Source organism: Companilactobacillus halodurans (genome assembly GCF_009600995.1).
Taxonomy (GTDB): domain Bacteria; phylum Bacillota; class Bacilli; order Lactobacillales; family Lactobacillaceae; genus Companilactobacillus; species Companilactobacillus halodurans.
In genome coordinates this window covers 17,419-32,452 of sequence record NZ_VDFO01000020.1, presented here as the reverse complement: position 1 = coordinate 32,452, position 15,034 = coordinate 17,419, and the positions used below count along the sequence as shown (strand labels likewise).

The window sequence follows — 15,034 nt, the reverse complement described above, 5'->3', positions numbered from 1 at the left end:
CAGTACCTGAATAAGATTCAAAATAATTGCTACATAACTGTTTTATTGCTCGCAGTTCAAAAAGAGTCTGATATGAATTTAACCAATTCGATATCAGACTCTTTTTATTTTCTATTAAAATTTCAATTTCAAAACAGTTCTCAAAACATTTATTGCCGACTTCTGTAAATCACCTAAATACATATCATTGTTATCTTTCCATTTACCGCTTAATAAGATATGATTGCCATCAACAATTTGTGCCTCGCTGTTATAAATCCATTTTTTAACTCGTTCTTTCAGAGCAGAATCGTCATCGACACGGACTTTAACGAATACGTCACCATCTGGATCAATAATAAAGTCGTTCCACATCTCCGTCTTGGTGACTTGCTTCTTCAACAAATCGTAACCTTGCTTGATTTTAATTTTACCGGACTCGTCAAATTCAGGGCCAAAATCACTCACGGCACTGAGCAAGTCGGATTTTGAATCCCCAGGCATAATCAGGTCATTACCAGCGTGCATGCTCTCTTTAGGGTCTGCTGAACTGAACCAGTCAGTCATGACCATACCCTTAAAATGCCATTCATCACGCAAAATACTTGTTAGAGACGCAAAATTAGCTCCTGAGAAGGTGCCATTTACTCGATTATAAGATGACATCACAGCCATTGGCTGACCTTGTTCAATTGCTATCTCAAAATTACGTAAATAGATTTCACGCAAGGCTTGTTCGCCGATGATGCTATTTCCATAGTTACGATGGCTTTCTTGATTGTTGCCTAAAAAATGCTTCAAAGTGACACCAATTTTAGGATGAGATTGAACGCCCTTAGTTTCAAAGGCAGCCATGGTTCCGGATAAATATGGATCTTCAGAGAAGTACTCAAAATTTCTTCCCCCAAGTGGATCACGATGAATATTCATCCCTGGAGCCAACCACAAATCAATGCCAAACTCCTTCATCTCAGTTCCAATAGCAAAACCAACTTTTTCAATCAACTCTTTGTTCCAAGTTTGTGCTAGAGCAGTTCCAATAGGCCAAGCAGTCGCATAATGAGTTACAGTTTGATCATTTCTCTTAAAGACAGGCTTTACTCGAACACCTGCTGGTCCATCAGCCATAACGATTGAAGGAATCTTTTTATCAACTAAAGTTCCTGTTTGTCCGGCTGCTCCAGGAACGATATCTGAAGAAATGCCCACGACAGAATTGTTTCCAGAAGACATTGTGCCTTCAACGATTTCAACTAATTCTTCTTCGGAGAGACTGGCAATGAATTCAGCCATTCCAACGTCGCCATTGTTAACATCAGCGAGAGTTTTGCCAGAGGCATTGCGAACATGTTCAATAATCTGTTCGTAGCCTTTCCCCGGCAAGTCCTCTCGTTTTTCAACAAAAGTTGTTACAGCTGATTTATCTTGATAAGTGACAAATTCAGGCTCTGCAAAATTTTCGGCTTTTAAAATAAAGTGAGGTACACCACTGACATGTTTTAGTTCCACCTTATTTTTTGATAAAGCTGTGGGGTCGATTCGAGGTTCCAGTGCTTTATTGACCTTCTTCAAAACTACTTTTTTATCTAGCTTGAAATTGGCTACCACTGAAGTATTGCGCGAACTGTTTCCGACTCTAATCAAATAAGTTCCCGGCAATAGAACATAAGCTCTGATATCGTTATCGAAGACGCTCAAATCAGTCGTTGGAATTTCAAATTCTAAAGTTTGCTTAGCCTTAGGACGTAGAACGGTCGTCTTTTGATAATCGACTAAATCTTGGTAAGGCGTTGGAATATCGGTTTGAGGCTTAGAAACATAGATTTGAACGGTTTCTTGACCAGCAAAATCTTCACCCGTATTTTCCACATCAACTTTTAATCGTAGATCATCTTCATTAACTTTCACGCTTTGAGTATCGATGAAGAATTTTGTATAGCTCAAACCATAGCCAAATTCAAAACGTGGCTTAATATCAAAACTGTCGAAATAGCGATAGCCCACATAAATTCCTTCGACATATTCAGGATTCGACATGCCAAAGTTCTTTGAACTAGGGTAATCGGAATATGAAAAGCCCCAAGTATCGCTCAATTTACCAGATGGAGTTTTAGTTCCGTCTAAGATTTCAGCGATAGCATCGCCACCGACCATTCCTAATTGAGAGACTAAAACGACGCTATCGAGCAACGGACATTCATCGATAAAACTAGTGTCCATCACGCCACCAACGTTTAACAATACGATGCTGTTAGTGTAATATTCGCTCATTCTTTGAATATTAGCCAACTCATTGTCGGTCAATTTAAAATCGCCCTTGTGATCGCGACGGTCATAATTTTCACCAGAACTCCGTGAAATTACATAAATCCCCGTTGTGGCATCGTTGAATTCACCTATTTCTGGATCTTTGAAACTAAAAGCTGGTGCTAATAAACTCATCGGATCATCTTTTAATTTATCTTGATAAGCCTGTTCTTCTTTTTGATAGTATCGTTGCAACCTAGCTAGCCATGGTTTTGAAGTGACTGTGAAATGGTCATTTTCAAGGCCCTCTAAAATGCTGACGACACTGCGTTGATTGACATCCCCTGAACCAGTACCGCCCTTTACAGTGGCAAAAGCTCCATGGCCGTACAAGGCAACTGTCTTATTTTTTAATGGTAAAGTGTTATTTTTATTTTGTAAGAGAACGATTGCTTCACTAGCAACGTCCTTAGCTAATTCCTGATTTTCAATTTCTCGTTGTGAAATATTTTCCATCTAAAATTATCTCCTTTGGTGGAAACTAGACTCAAGTTAATTTTACACTTTTCGCATAAAAAAGTGATGACCACACCGGTCAATCACTTATTTTTTAAAGATATATTTTCGTAAAATAAATTTATGAATCAAAATGAGTAGAATAATCAAAATTATTCCAATCACGACTTCACTAAAAATCAAATTCCATCCTAAGGCTTGAAAGATATTTAGTAACGGATTATTAAAAATAGAAATCAATAAGAGCAGTAAAATTATATCAGCTGTAAAAATATTCATTATAATCCTCCAATACCAAAATCATATCATATTTGAAAACATGTATAATATAGTAAGAAAAAATTTTTGAGGTGAAAAAATGCTCAATGATAAGCACATTGCTGTTTACGTAACTGGTGGAATTGCCGCCTATAAAAGTTTAAACGTCGTTCGAGAATTAATTAAAAATAAGGCTCAAGTCCAAGTCATCATGACTGAGGCTGCTCAAAAATTCGTCACTCCCCTAACCTTTGCGACCTTAAGTCAAAGACCAGTTATCACTGACAATTTTCAGGCTCAAACTCAAATCGATGACTTCATCCCTCATATCAAATTAGCTTTATGGACTGATTTAGCCGTTGTCATTCCAGCAACTGCCAATATCATCGCTAAAATGGCTAACGGTTTAGCTGACGACATTGTTTCAACTAGCTTGGTAGCTACTAAAGCTCCCAAATTAGTCTTTCCTGCGATGAATACTGATATGTACGAAAATCTGGCCGTCCAAAATAATTTAAAAATTTTGAAACAAATGAACGTCCAAATAGTTGAACCAGCCACCGGCTTTTTAGCTGAAAGCATGACTGGAAAAGGCCGTCTGCCAGAATTATCGGAAATCATGGCGGCTATCAAAAGTAATTTTATTGAAAAAAAGTTAGCTGGCAAAAAAGTAATTGTCACTGCTGGCGGGACTAAAGAAGCTATCGACCCCGTTCGTTATATTGGCAACCGCTCCTCTGGAAAAATGGGCTTTGCCATGGCTAAAGTGGCTCGTGACCTCGGTGCTGACGTAACTTTAATTACCACTGTTGATATTAACTTTAATAATATGAATATTATTAAAGTTCAAACCGCTAGTGAGATGATGAAACAGTTGCAAGAAATTTTTCAAGATACCGATGTCTTAATCATGGCCGCCGCCGTAGCAGACTTCAAACCAGTCCATGTCAGTGATCAAAAAATCAAAAAAAATAACGATGAAGATATTTTCAACGTTAAATTAACTAAAAATCCTGATATTTTAAAAACTATCGCTGCTACTAAAACTAATCAATTCGTAGTTGGCTTCGCCGCAGAGACCCAAAATCTTCTCTCTAATGCTGAAAAGAAATTAGCTAGTAAAAATGCTGATGTCATTTTAGCCAACAATGTCAGTCAAAAAGGCGCCGGTTTTGGTGTCGACACTAACCAAATAACCTTGCTTGAAAAGGGACATGAACCAGTCAAATGGGATTTGATGTCAAAAACAGATGTTGCTAAAAAGTTTTGGGATTTCTACTTAAATAAATAAGTACAAAAATAACCTATCAACTAAAAATCAGTTGATAGGTTATTTTGTCTATTCAGTTTACTGTGGGTTTTCATTATCACTGTAATAAATTGGTTCTGGCGCATCAAAATCAGTCTTTTGCAACCAAGTTTTGATTTGTTCGCCAAGATTTTGCGACATTTGACCAGAAACCATAATCTGCTTTTTGGAAATATGATTGACGTGGACTCCAGCTGTTATCGTACAGCTGCCAGGCAACTCATTTTGAATCACTTGACCAATACGTCTTGCTAACACGTCATCTTTATGCAAACGCCCGTCATGACTAGGATATCGGATTGTTTGCATTTCTGTTTCTTTAGTCAAAGTAGTAACTGTCCCAATATGAGGCGTATCGCCACCTGTGACTTCAATAAACAAATCTTTTCCGACAACTTCAACTTGAGCATCCATCGTGTAATTTTCTTGAGTTACTGAGAATTTCATTTAAACTCCCTCCCAACGCCGATCAATTTCGTTAGCAATCCCCAAAGCATCCAATTCTTTCATCGTTTGATGATCAACTAGGTCTTGAATAGTTTGGGGATGATTATAGAAGGCAGGAATTGGTGGTATCATTTGAACGCCCATTTTTGACAGTTTTGTCATGTTTTCCAGGTGAATGGTATTCAATGGTGTTTCTCGTGGTACGACAATCAATTTCCGCTGTTCTTTCAGTGTTACATCTGCCGCACGCGAGATTAAATTGTCACCGATACCGACTGAAATACTGGCAACAGTTTTCATACTAGCAGGCACGATTACCATTCCATCTGTCAAAAACGAACCACTGGCGATAGTTGCACCTAAATCGCTGTCACTGTAAAAATAATCTGCTAAATCTTTTATTTCTGAAAGTGACATATCAGTTTCTAGTTGCAAATTTTTCTTGGCCCAGGCACTGAAAACAACATGTGTTTCTACATTTTCAATTGACTTTAATTTTTTCATCAAGTCGATTGCATAAATTGTCCCTGAGGCACCAGTTACGCCGATAACAATTTTTCTGACGCATGACATCTCAACACTTCCTTAGTCTAAATATTTTTTCCAATCTTTAACTTCTTTAAATTGAGCACGAACGAATTGGTCCTTCATGTCAAATGGTACTGTTCCATCGATAATTGTCTTAGAACTCATGCCACGGACACGGATTGACTTAGGATCATATTCTGGTCTTTCTGATGGATCAAGTGGGTGATTACGCATTCCAGGCAAGACCATAATGTCTTTATCGCCTTGGAAACGTGTATTCATCGTCCAAACGACATCATTCATATCAAAGATATCGACATCTTCATCTACTAAGAAGACTGTCTTCAATTCCTTGAAGGCTGACAAAGCTAAAATAGCAGCTTGTCTTTGAATACCTTCATCAGCTTCATTATCTTTGTGAATTTGCATGATAGTCATCAACTTACCGCCACCTGCTGGTGGATTATAAACGTTAACAACTTTTCCAGGAATAGCCTTATCAACTAATTCAAGAATACTTGCTTCTGTTGGAATACCAGCCATTGAAACGTGTTCTTCACTAGGTCCAATAGTTGTTTGCATAATTGGGTTATCTTTTCTGTGCGTGATAGCCTTAACTTTAACAACATTAACAGCTGGATTAGCATCCCCATTATAACCAGGGAATTCAGGCATAGCCTTACCAGTATGAGTGTTGATATCTTCTTGCATTGTTTGGTTAGGCATGATTTCTGCTTCAACGACAAATTCAGAACGAGCAATCGCCTTTTCATCAATTGTCTTAGCATCAACTAATTGAACGGCTTGGTTACGCAAAGCACCAGCAATGTTCAATTCATCATAGCCAAGTGGAGTTGTAGGTGGCTCGAAAGTAGCACCAATGGTAATAGCTGGATCCAAACCAATGTTAATTGTGATAGGCATAGGTTTGTTCAACTTTTCAAATTGCTTTTGGAAGTGTCCAATGTGACGGCCACCAGGCATGATGTACATACCGATAGTATCTTTATCTTCAAGAACCATACGGTGAATTGTAACATCAGTCATAGTCTTGTCTGGATCTGAACCCAAAACAAGTCCCATAGTGATATAAGGACCAGCATCGTATTCAGTATTTGTTGGAGCTGGCAAAATTTTTCTAATATCAAAATCTTTATCAGTTGCTTTGTGAACAACTTCTTGTGCAGGAGCTTCACTTGAATCGACCATTACTGGAGCAACTGGGTGTTCAACAGAATCTTTGAGCAAGCGTCCCAAAGTTTTGTAGTCGTGATTTAAAATTAACCCATCACGCTTGCGACTGGCCATAGCACCAATAAAGACACGTGAACCTGGGAATCCTTTCACATTGTTGAACATCATAGCAGGTCCCTCTTGAGTAGGACGCTTAACGGTACCACCAGCACCGATATAGCGATAAACTCCAGAAAGTTCTGCATCAGGATCAACTTCAACGTCTGTTTCGTGATATTGACCTGGTTGTTTCTTTAATTCGTCAATAACTCTTCTTAAATCATAAGGTTTATCTGACATGTAAATGCCTCCTCGTTTTCTTAACAATGCTTATTATAAAAGGAACAAATACTCGGAACAATTCAAGAAATCGGTATAGATATTCCTAATTGGAATGTTTTCTGATTTAACAAATCTTATCAATCCAAGTGAAGAGATCTCTTAAATCATAATCGCCGCTGTGTGGAGTACCCCAAGGCATAGCGAAGTCAACTTGATAACCAGCATTCCTTAACAATGTTGTTAAAATTACTGGAATAGCAAACGAAGTATCTCGATCGCTACCACCATGACGAATCCGCCAATACTTAGCAGTTTGTGAGGTTTTATCATTGATATAAGTCAATGGATTGATTCCCTTAATAATCGTTTGGTCGGCTAGATTGGAAACGACATGACTCTTGTCTTGAGAAAAATTTGTGAAGTGTTTACTGTCTTCATTCCCATCACCGAACAAATTAGGTTCAGGATTTTTCATATCCAAATCATCAAAAGCCGGTACGCTCTTCATACGAGTAATGAAATTTAAATATTTTTCCCAATCGATATCTTTAACAACGTTATCAGAATCAACTTTAATACCCTGGTCAGCAGTTACTTTTTTACCACTATCGAGTGCTTTTTGAGCTGACTCCTTAATGAATTTTTCAACGTAATTTAAAAATGAGCCACTGCCATCATCATTTAAACTCAATTTATTTCCAGTTTCATCAGTTAAATTCAAATTATTAAGATACGAACTAAAGTTTTGCTTTAATAATTTTGAATTAGCTTGTTCTTCACTAGTCAATTGACCGCTGATATTTTTAAAAATTGGCATTCCTGATGAATCTTTTTCTCCTGTCATCGTGGTTCTAGTCCAATCATTGATTCCATTGAATTCCCATTCATAAGCACTGTCAGCATTTTCAAGATTGTGAATGGGACAATAGCAACTAGCCGCAAAAATTGCATCTGACTCATCAGCTGCACCTATTTGTTGTAAATATTTTTCAAAAAATGAAGCATTGCCGGATGTCCCTGTAGCAGCAGAGGTAGCACCTCCAGCACTAGTACCGTTAGTAATAATCCTGTCAGTGTTTCCAGGAATCAAGTGACGATTATGACGAACGTACCTGATAGCAGCTTTCATATCGACTAAAAATGCTGGGGCTTTGCCAACAAATTTACCGTTACCATCTTTAATAGTCCGACCTCTTAAACCAGCAGAAACTACAACATAGCCATGTTCAAGCGCCTTAACAATCGTTTGTGCATTACTTGGAAAGGCCTTGTTACCAGGAAAATCACGTGGTCCAGGCATATAGCCGCCAACCGTATTGGGCATAAAAATTGGTGCTGTATCTTTGTTATAACCATTAACTATCCCATCATGATAATAAGCTAGTGGAACAAAGATATTCAATTTTTGAATCTCTGAGACAGGTTTTTCGACATAAGTCACATCCCTAAATTCACGATAGGAAATCCCCTCATCGCCCGGTAAAGTTTGATCATCATATTGATTAACATTTAGTTTTAACATTTCGTTTACCTCCAAAAACTAGATTTATTGTAAACGATTTAATGAATTATTCATAACATTTCAAATAACACAAAAATACCCTCACAATCAATTAATAACTGTGCGGGCCCAATTTTGTTAGTGTAATATGCCGTCCTCCATAGCAAAGCAAATTTGGCTGGAACGATGTGGGCACGACTTTAAGCCTTTGCCAAGTTCAGGCAAAGTCTTAAAGCTCGGCCTTATTCTAAGCAATAAATTGCTAAGAATAATTTCACATCTGAGCCAATTTGCTTTGCTATTCCGGACTGGATAGTAGTTTTATTTTTAATATCTTAGAGCAAAAAGCACCTATCTAGATAGACGTTCTAGATAGACGTTTTTTGATTTAGAATTGTTTGAAATAAATAATAAATAACGTTATCCAGTCGGGAGTGGCAGCTTTGTGGATGCTCAGTACTGAAATTCTACTTAGTGATTTATCGCTTAGTAGAAGACCAATCTTTAAGACAATTCCCGGTCTTGGAATTGGCTTAAAGTTGCGTCCAGTACGTTCCAGCATCCACAAAGCAGAACGGACGACGACATCCTACACGAACTTAAGAAAGAACCTGAATTTTACTTTTTAGTTTGTTTCTTTTTCTTAGGTAAATTCAATTCAAAAACTAAAGGATTAGAATCGGGAGCAATCCGAATATTCAACTCTTGCTGAGCTCGTGTCACACCAACATAAAGCAGTCTTCGTTCTTCTTCAACAATTGCTGAAAAATTCTCAATTTCTTGGTACAAATTATGAAATATCTTGAACTCTTTATCCTTATTCAAGGTCTTATCCAAATTGATAGGATTAAAAGCATTATTGTTCGTGATATCTCGATAATCGTTGATATGGGCTGCCTTTAAAGCTTCTTCTAAAAACTTATAATGCTCCTTATAAACTAACTTCCATTTTTTAATATATTTATCCATTGCCATTTCTGGTGGAAACCACATGTTTAAGGCTAAACTATGGCGGTCGACTTCTTTATCAGTCAAACCATAAAGATAAACATATTTGAATTCCAAACCTTTAGCTTGATGCAAGGATAAAAATTGAATCCGATGTTCTTGTTTTCCTTGTTTCATTCGATCAGACAGAATTTCTTTTTTATGCTCTTCATCGAAGAAAAAGTCATCAATATTTTTATATTGACCTAATTCTTCTTCCAAATATTTTTTAATGTCATTGACTTCATTCTTAGACATGAAATTTTTTTCTTCCATGTAATCAAAATATCTATCCGTCAACTTCGTAGCTGCTTTATATAAATCCTTAATCATCGTCTTTGACAACTTAGCAGCTTTTTGTTCATCATCTGTTTCCGAAATCTTAGTTTTAAAACGCTGAATACTATTGAAGTAAACTTTCACTCGTTCATCATGACGTTTATAAGGCGTATTAGTCGAAGCATTATAATCGTCGGCTGCTTTTAAATACTTGCTCAATTTATTGAACTTATCGTCAGCACTGCTTTCAACTTTTTCAGTATGATTCTTATACGATCTAAAGCCGATTCGGTTAGCTTGATTTGAAAAATACTTGTATTTATCCTGCCACATAGCTTTCATCAACTCAGTTATAATTCGATAAACGATATTATTTTGAAGAATCGCACTGGCATTATTGATATCAGCGTAAATCTCTTGATTAGCCAACCAATCAGCCAAGAGCATTCTAGATGAATTATAGCGAACTAAAATAGCAATATCGTTATTATTGATTTTAGGATCGTTGATTTGCTTAACTAAATGACGCAACATCTTTGAATCGCCACTGAAACCAGATTTTTTCGTACTATAAAGAATGAACTTACCTTTATCTTTTTTAGCGGCCAACAAGTTTTTCTCAAGACGAACATGATTCTTCTTAATTAGAGGAATAACCTTTTGCAGAATCTTTTCACCCGTTCGATAGTTAGTTGAGAGATTATGTTTTTGAGCATTAGGCAAAAGTCGTTTGTAGTTGAGAATGTACTTGGGATTGCTGCCTCGAAACGAATAAATACTCTGGTCATCATCGCCAATAACGATTAGATGTGCCAGCGTTTCTGGACTGAGCAATTTGGAAATTATCTCCCATTGCAAATTATCGATATCTTGAAACTCATCAATCACAGCAATCTTAAAACGGGACATGATTCGTTGATAGTATTGCAAATACTCCGGCGTCTGCATACTTTCCAATAACAATAATTTCATATCGTTAAAATCGATATAACTGTTCTGACGTTTTAAATCTTGATATTTATTGAGTACATCGACGTAATCTGAATAGAATTCATCGCCGTGACTTTGTCTGGAATACTTTGCCATCAATTTGATAGCTGTACTTAAATTACCATCGGCGCTATCAGGCAAAACGCCATCGCTAGTCAATCCTTGGTTAATCAAATAATCGTTCAAATCAAACATTTCAGCTAACATTTCATCTTTGGTGATGATGTTACTAGGATGCTTGATTTGATCAGCTAAATCTCTGACAAAAAAACGATACGACGATAAAACTTTTGAGCTGCGATACTCGGGATTTTGCAGCAATAATTGATAAAACAGAGCGTGAAAAGTTGTAAATTTAGGCTTTCCGTTAGAAAAATTTAATCCTATGTCACTTAATTCTGAAACAAATTTAGCATATCTTTCACCCATATCAAGTTTTGACTTGTGAGAAAAAGTGATGCCTAAAATCTCATTTGGTTCAGCGTTGCCTTTGGCAATGGCAATTAAAGCCATCAAAATAAAAATCGTCGTCTTACCTGAACCAGCACAGGCGTTAACAAGTAATGGTTTAGTAAAGTCATTATTTAAAATGGCAATCTGTTCTGCGGAGAACTTCATATTAAGACCTGACTCCATCAGGTCGATTATTTTATTTGTTGATAATTCTTGGATATGTTTATCCCCCAATACTACTTTTGACATTATCTTGAACATATTTTCAGAACATGTTGTTAGCACTGGAATGTTGTCCTTTTAAGCGAATGAAACACAAACTATTGGCAATGTTAGTTGTCAATGGTACAAACGAGAACTCGTCACTATTAAAATTTCTCGCTGTCTTTGCCATCATTACCGAAATACCCATATTATTTTGGACCATTTGCATGATTAAATCTACCCGCGTGCCTTCATAAGTGATTTGTGGCTTGAAGCCGGCGTTTCGGCAAAGTTTTAACACTGGTTCATAAAGATTGGTCGTTGGACCAAGAATCAAAAAACGGTCATTTTTTAACTTCTGCAAGTCGATTTTTTCAGCTCCAGCATAAGGATGATTCTTTGGCAAAACGGCCACGAAGTCATCATCTTCCATTACGATTCGTTCCAAACTTTCGTCGTCAAAATCAAATGTCCGCGCAAAAATAATTTCACACTTACCGGCTTTTAAAGAGGTCAACAAGTTATAACTCTCCTCTTCTCGCAGTTGCATGTGAACTTCAGGATGTTTTTGCAAAAATTGCGTTATCATATTAAAACTTTTATAACTGGGCATGGTTGGAATAGTGTGCATTTCAATCGTCAGGTTCTTTGCATCTTGAAAATCATTCAAATTGACTAATAAATCGCTGTAATCTTGAATAACTTTTTTTGCGTAAGGCAAAACGATTTCACCTTGTTGCGTCAATTCAATTTTTCGATGAGCACGCTTGAATAATGATACGCCTAATTCTTTTTCCATGGCGAGGATTTGTTTAGAAATGTTACCTTGAGTCGTGAACAAATTTTCCGCTGTATCGGTGTAATTGAGCGTGTGCGACAAATCAACGAAAATTTTTAGCTTGTGTAAATCCATGCGTAATACTTCCTATTCCATTTTAGAATACTATATCATATTTTTTGAATTGTTAAATCGGTCTACACAAATTAAAGTGGTATTTAGTTCTTATTTGAAAGGGGTATTACGATTATGCCAACCGGCGTTATTATTAATGCAGCTTCCGTCTTATTCGGAGGTCTGCTCGGTGGCTTTATGGGTGACAAGCTTAGCGAACAATTCAAAAATGATATCACATTGATATTTGGTGTTTGTTCAATGGGTATGGGGATTTATTCCATCGCTCCTATGAAATACATGCCAGCCGTTATTTTTTCACTTGTTATTGGTACCGGAATTGGTCTTTGGATGCACTTAGGAAACTTGATCAACAAGGGTGCTGAAGAGATGCAAAAGCCAATCTCAAAACTTTTCCCACATTCTGAATCAGGAATGACTCACGAAGATTTCGTTAACACTTTAGTCACAGTTATCGTGCTCTTTTGTGCCAGTGGTACAGGTATTTACGGTACTTTGGATAATGGTATGACTGGGGATGCTTCAATTTTGATTTCTAAAACGATTTTAGACTTCTTCACTGCCGCTATCTTTGCTTGCAACTTGGGTTATGTTGTTTCCGTAATTGCTATTCCACAATTTATTTTCTTCTTTATCTTATTCTTATTAGCGCAATTCATTTTCCCACTAACAACGCCTAATATGATTCTTGACTTCAAAGCCTGCGGTGGTTTCTTAATGCTTGCAACCGGCTTTAGAATGGTCAAGCTCAAGATGTTCCCGATAGCCGATATGATACCAGCCATGATTTTGGTCATGCCACTAAGCTGGGTCTGGGCTAATTGGATTCTGCCATTACTATAATAGTAATAATTATTAAGAATACTCGACAATTATGTCAGTATTCTTTTTTTATTTGCTTTATGTAACCGTTTAATTGCTGATTTATTTGATAACAGGTAAGATTTAATTTGAGGGCACAAATTATTTGAGGAGGCAACCTTTTGAAAAAAATTAAATTAATTGCGACTGATATTGATGGAACATTATTTGATTCTAAACACCATTATGATAAAAAACGTTTAAATAATTATTTAGATAAATTGCATCAGCAAAATGTTAAATTTGCCGTTGCTAGTGGCAATAACCGTGACCACTTGGAAAAAATTTTTACCGATTCACCAAAAATCGACCTCTTCATTGCAGAAAATGGTTCACAAATTTATTCAAAAGAAAAAACGCTTTATGAAAAAACTATGCCTAAAGAAATTATTAACAGTTTAATCACAAGCTTACCTAAAAATCTTGATTTAAAGGCAATTTCTCTTTCTGGTAAAAAAGCCAGCTATGCAGAAACTAGTGTGGGACTTCCTTTGTACCATATTAATAATCTAGTTTGCGTCGATGATTTATCTAAAGTTCAAGACGATATTTTCAAAATTAATATTCAGCTAAATCATACTGATCTCGATGACGCAACTAAATTCTTGAACGACCATTATCAAGATACTATTTATGCTGCCGTCAGTGGTTTTGGTACGATTGATATCATGAGTCCACATATCAATAAAGCTATCGGTCTGAAACATCTTTGTGAGTTAGAAAATATTTCTTTAGACAATGTATTAGCTTTTGGCGATAATACTAATGATTTAGAAATGATTAAAGAATCAGGAATTGGTGTGGCTATGAAAAATGCCAAAGACTCTGTTAAAGAAGCCGCTGACAGAATCTCTCATGATGACAATGAGCATGATGGAGTCCTCAGTGAAATTGCTGAAATCTTTGATTTTGCTGATTAATTCTTGACTTGAAGTTAACTTTAGGGATTAAGCTTAAGATAAAATTTGATTGGAAAGGATTATTTTATGAATAAGGAAAATAAAATCGTTGTCCTTGGAATCACAGGATATATGGGCAGTTGGTTAGCTAAAGACTTATCTGATGCCGGCTACAAGAACATTTTTGGTAGTTTTACCAACTCTAAAAAAGCTGCTGCCTTAAAAGATGTTTTACCTGATTTAAATTTAGTTGATATCGATGTCCTCAGTGATAATGATAAACTAACGGAAATTATGCAAGATGCTAAATGGGTCTTTAACGATACCGCCGCATTCACAGGTAAGGAAAAAACAACTACTGACTATATCGTCACTAAAACAATGATGGCAAATAATGTCATGCAAACTATCAAACAAGCTGGAACAGTTGAAAAAATCGTTCATCTTGGTTCAGTTGGCGCGATTGGCAGCGGTCATATGAATCCGGAAATCACTGAATATGATGAAAGTGATTATTCTGCTATCGATCCGGATAATATTTGGGGCGTAATGAAATTGGCTGAAGAGAGAACTGTTACTCAATGGTGTGAAAACCTGGGAATTAATTACGTTATCGTCCACCCTACCAATGTTATCGGGCCATCATTTTTAGCTTGGAACCATGATATGATTCCCGCTTATTTGAAAAACGGCAATCCGATGATTGACTCACAAATGGACAGTGTCGATGTTCGCGATATCGCAAAACTGGAGTTAACTTTAATGGGAAATCCTGATATTAATAATATTAGAATTCTCGGCAAAGGATTTACGATGATGCTCAGCCAATTGGTCCAAATTGTTAAAGAACATTTAGATGACCAACAAATCAAAGCACTTTTTGGCAAGATGACACCAATCATTGATGCTCAAACTGCCCTTGATGTTTTAGATAATGCTAAAGATAGCAATTACTATAAGGAAAATGTTAACAAAATCAACAATACTCTTGATATGCATACAAAATATCAAGATGCTTATCAGTATCAATACACTGATGCTAAGGAAACTGTCATTGCTGCTTTGGATAAGATGCTAAATGATTTGAAGTAATATTTAACCTATAAAAAAAATCACATTTAATTCTTATAATTAAATGTGATTTTTTA

The 15,034-nt window shown here is 36.5% G+C and carries 13 protein-coding genes; 5 read left to right on the top strand and 8 right to left on the bottom strand.

From position 1 onward, the window contains the following. Nucleotides 1-114 precede the first annotated feature (114 nt). Together FHL05_RS06475 and FHL05_RS06470 are read right to left on the bottom strand one after the other, a co-directional pair. The gene (locus FHL05_RS06475) at nucleotides 115-2,742 is read right to left on the bottom strand and encodes a glycoside hydrolase family 3 protein (RefSeq protein WP_153522308.1); all 2,628 of its coding nucleotides are present in this window, start codon (nucleotides 2,740-2,742) and stop codon (nucleotides 115-117) included. Between the two features lie 87 nt (nucleotides 2,743-2,829). Beyond that, nucleotides 2,830-3,021 carry a hypothetical protein gene (locus tag FHL05_RS06470; protein ID WP_153385845.1) on the bottom strand — a complete coding sequence of 64 codons (192 nt, stop codon included), beginning with the start codon at nucleotides 3,019-3,021 and terminating at the stop codon, nucleotides 2,830-2,832. Nucleotides 3,022-3,100: 79 nt separating this feature from the next. On the opposite strand from FHL05_RS06470, the gene coaBC reads away from it, so the two are divergent. After that, entirely contained in the window at nucleotides 3,101-4,291 is a 1,191-nt protein-coding gene (gene coaBC / locus FHL05_RS06465; protein WP_153385846.1) for a bifunctional phosphopantothenoylcysteine decarboxylase/phosphopantothenate--cysteine ligase CoaBC, read from the top strand. Nucleotides 4,292-4,348: 57 nt separating this feature from the next. On the opposite strand, the gene lpdD is transcribed toward coaBC, so the two are convergent. From lpdD to FHL05_RS06445, 4 genes are all read right to left on the bottom strand, one after another. Further along, nucleotides 4,349-4,756 (bottom strand): prenylated flavin chaperone LpdD, encoded by a 408-nt coding sequence (gene lpdD / locus FHL05_RS06460; protein WP_153385847.1) that lies wholly within the window; start codon nucleotides 4,754-4,756, stop codon nucleotides 4,349-4,351. Beyond that, a complete protein-coding gene (locus FHL05_RS06455) occupies nucleotides 4,757-5,329 on the bottom strand; it encodes a UbiX family flavin prenyltransferase (protein WP_153522306.1) in 573 nt (190 codons plus the stop codon). A gap of 12 nt (nucleotides 5,330-5,341) precedes the next feature. Beyond that, nucleotides 5,342-6,817, bottom strand: a complete 1,476-nt coding sequence (locus FHL05_RS06450; RefSeq protein WP_153385849.1) for a UbiD family decarboxylase — start codon at nucleotides 6,815-6,817, stop codon at nucleotides 5,342-5,344. Between the two features lie 106 nt (nucleotides 6,818-6,923). Next, on the bottom strand, nucleotides 6,924-8,321 hold the full coding sequence (locus FHL05_RS06445; protein WP_238333994.1) for a subtype B tannase: 1,398 nt from the start codon (nucleotides 8,319-8,321) through the stop codon (nucleotides 6,924-6,926). 428 nt (nucleotides 8,322-8,749) lie between these two features. On the opposite strand from FHL05_RS06445, the gene FHL05_RS06440 reads away from it, so the two are divergent. Beyond that, nucleotides 8,750-8,929, top strand: a complete 180-nt coding sequence (locus FHL05_RS06440) for a hypothetical protein (RefSeq protein WP_153385850.1) — start codon at nucleotides 8,750-8,752, stop codon at nucleotides 8,927-8,929. Here FHL05_RS06440 and FHL05_RS06435 read toward each other — a convergent pair. Continuing rightward, nucleotides 8,919-11,258 (bottom strand): UvrD-helicase domain-containing protein, encoded by a 2,340-nt coding sequence (locus FHL05_RS06435; RefSeq protein WP_162000236.1) that lies wholly within the window; start codon nucleotides 11,256-11,258, stop codon nucleotides 8,919-8,921. The two genes, FHL05_RS06440 and FHL05_RS06435, sit on opposite strands and share 11 nt — an antisense overlap. Nucleotides 11,259-11,274: 16 nt before the next feature. Further along, on the bottom strand, nucleotides 11,275-12,126 hold the full coding sequence (locus FHL05_RS06430) for a LysR family transcriptional regulator (protein WP_153522304.1): 852 nt from the start codon (nucleotides 12,124-12,126) through the stop codon (nucleotides 11,275-11,277). 114 nt (nucleotides 12,127-12,240) lie between these two features. Between FHL05_RS06430 and FHL05_RS06425 the strand changes: the two genes are divergently transcribed. From FHL05_RS06425 to FHL05_RS06415, 3 genes are all read left to right on the top strand, one after another. Next, entirely contained in the window at nucleotides 12,241-12,969 is a 729-nt protein-coding gene (locus FHL05_RS06425) for a DUF554 domain-containing protein (protein WP_153385853.1), read from the top strand. Nucleotides 12,970-13,109: 140 nt separating this feature from the next. Beyond that, a complete protein-coding gene (locus tag FHL05_RS06420; RefSeq protein WP_153385854.1) occupies nucleotides 13,110-13,907 on the top strand; it encodes an HAD family hydrolase in 798 nt (265 codons plus the stop codon). A 66-nt stretch (nucleotides 13,908-13,973) separates the two neighbouring features. After that, nucleotides 13,974-14,978 carry an NAD-dependent epimerase/dehydratase family protein gene (locus tag FHL05_RS06415; protein WP_153522302.1) on the top strand — a complete coding sequence of 335 codons (1,005 nt, stop codon included), beginning with the start codon at nucleotides 13,974-13,976 and terminating at the stop codon, nucleotides 14,976-14,978. The last annotated feature ends 56 nt before the right edge of the window (nucleotides 14,979-15,034 follow it).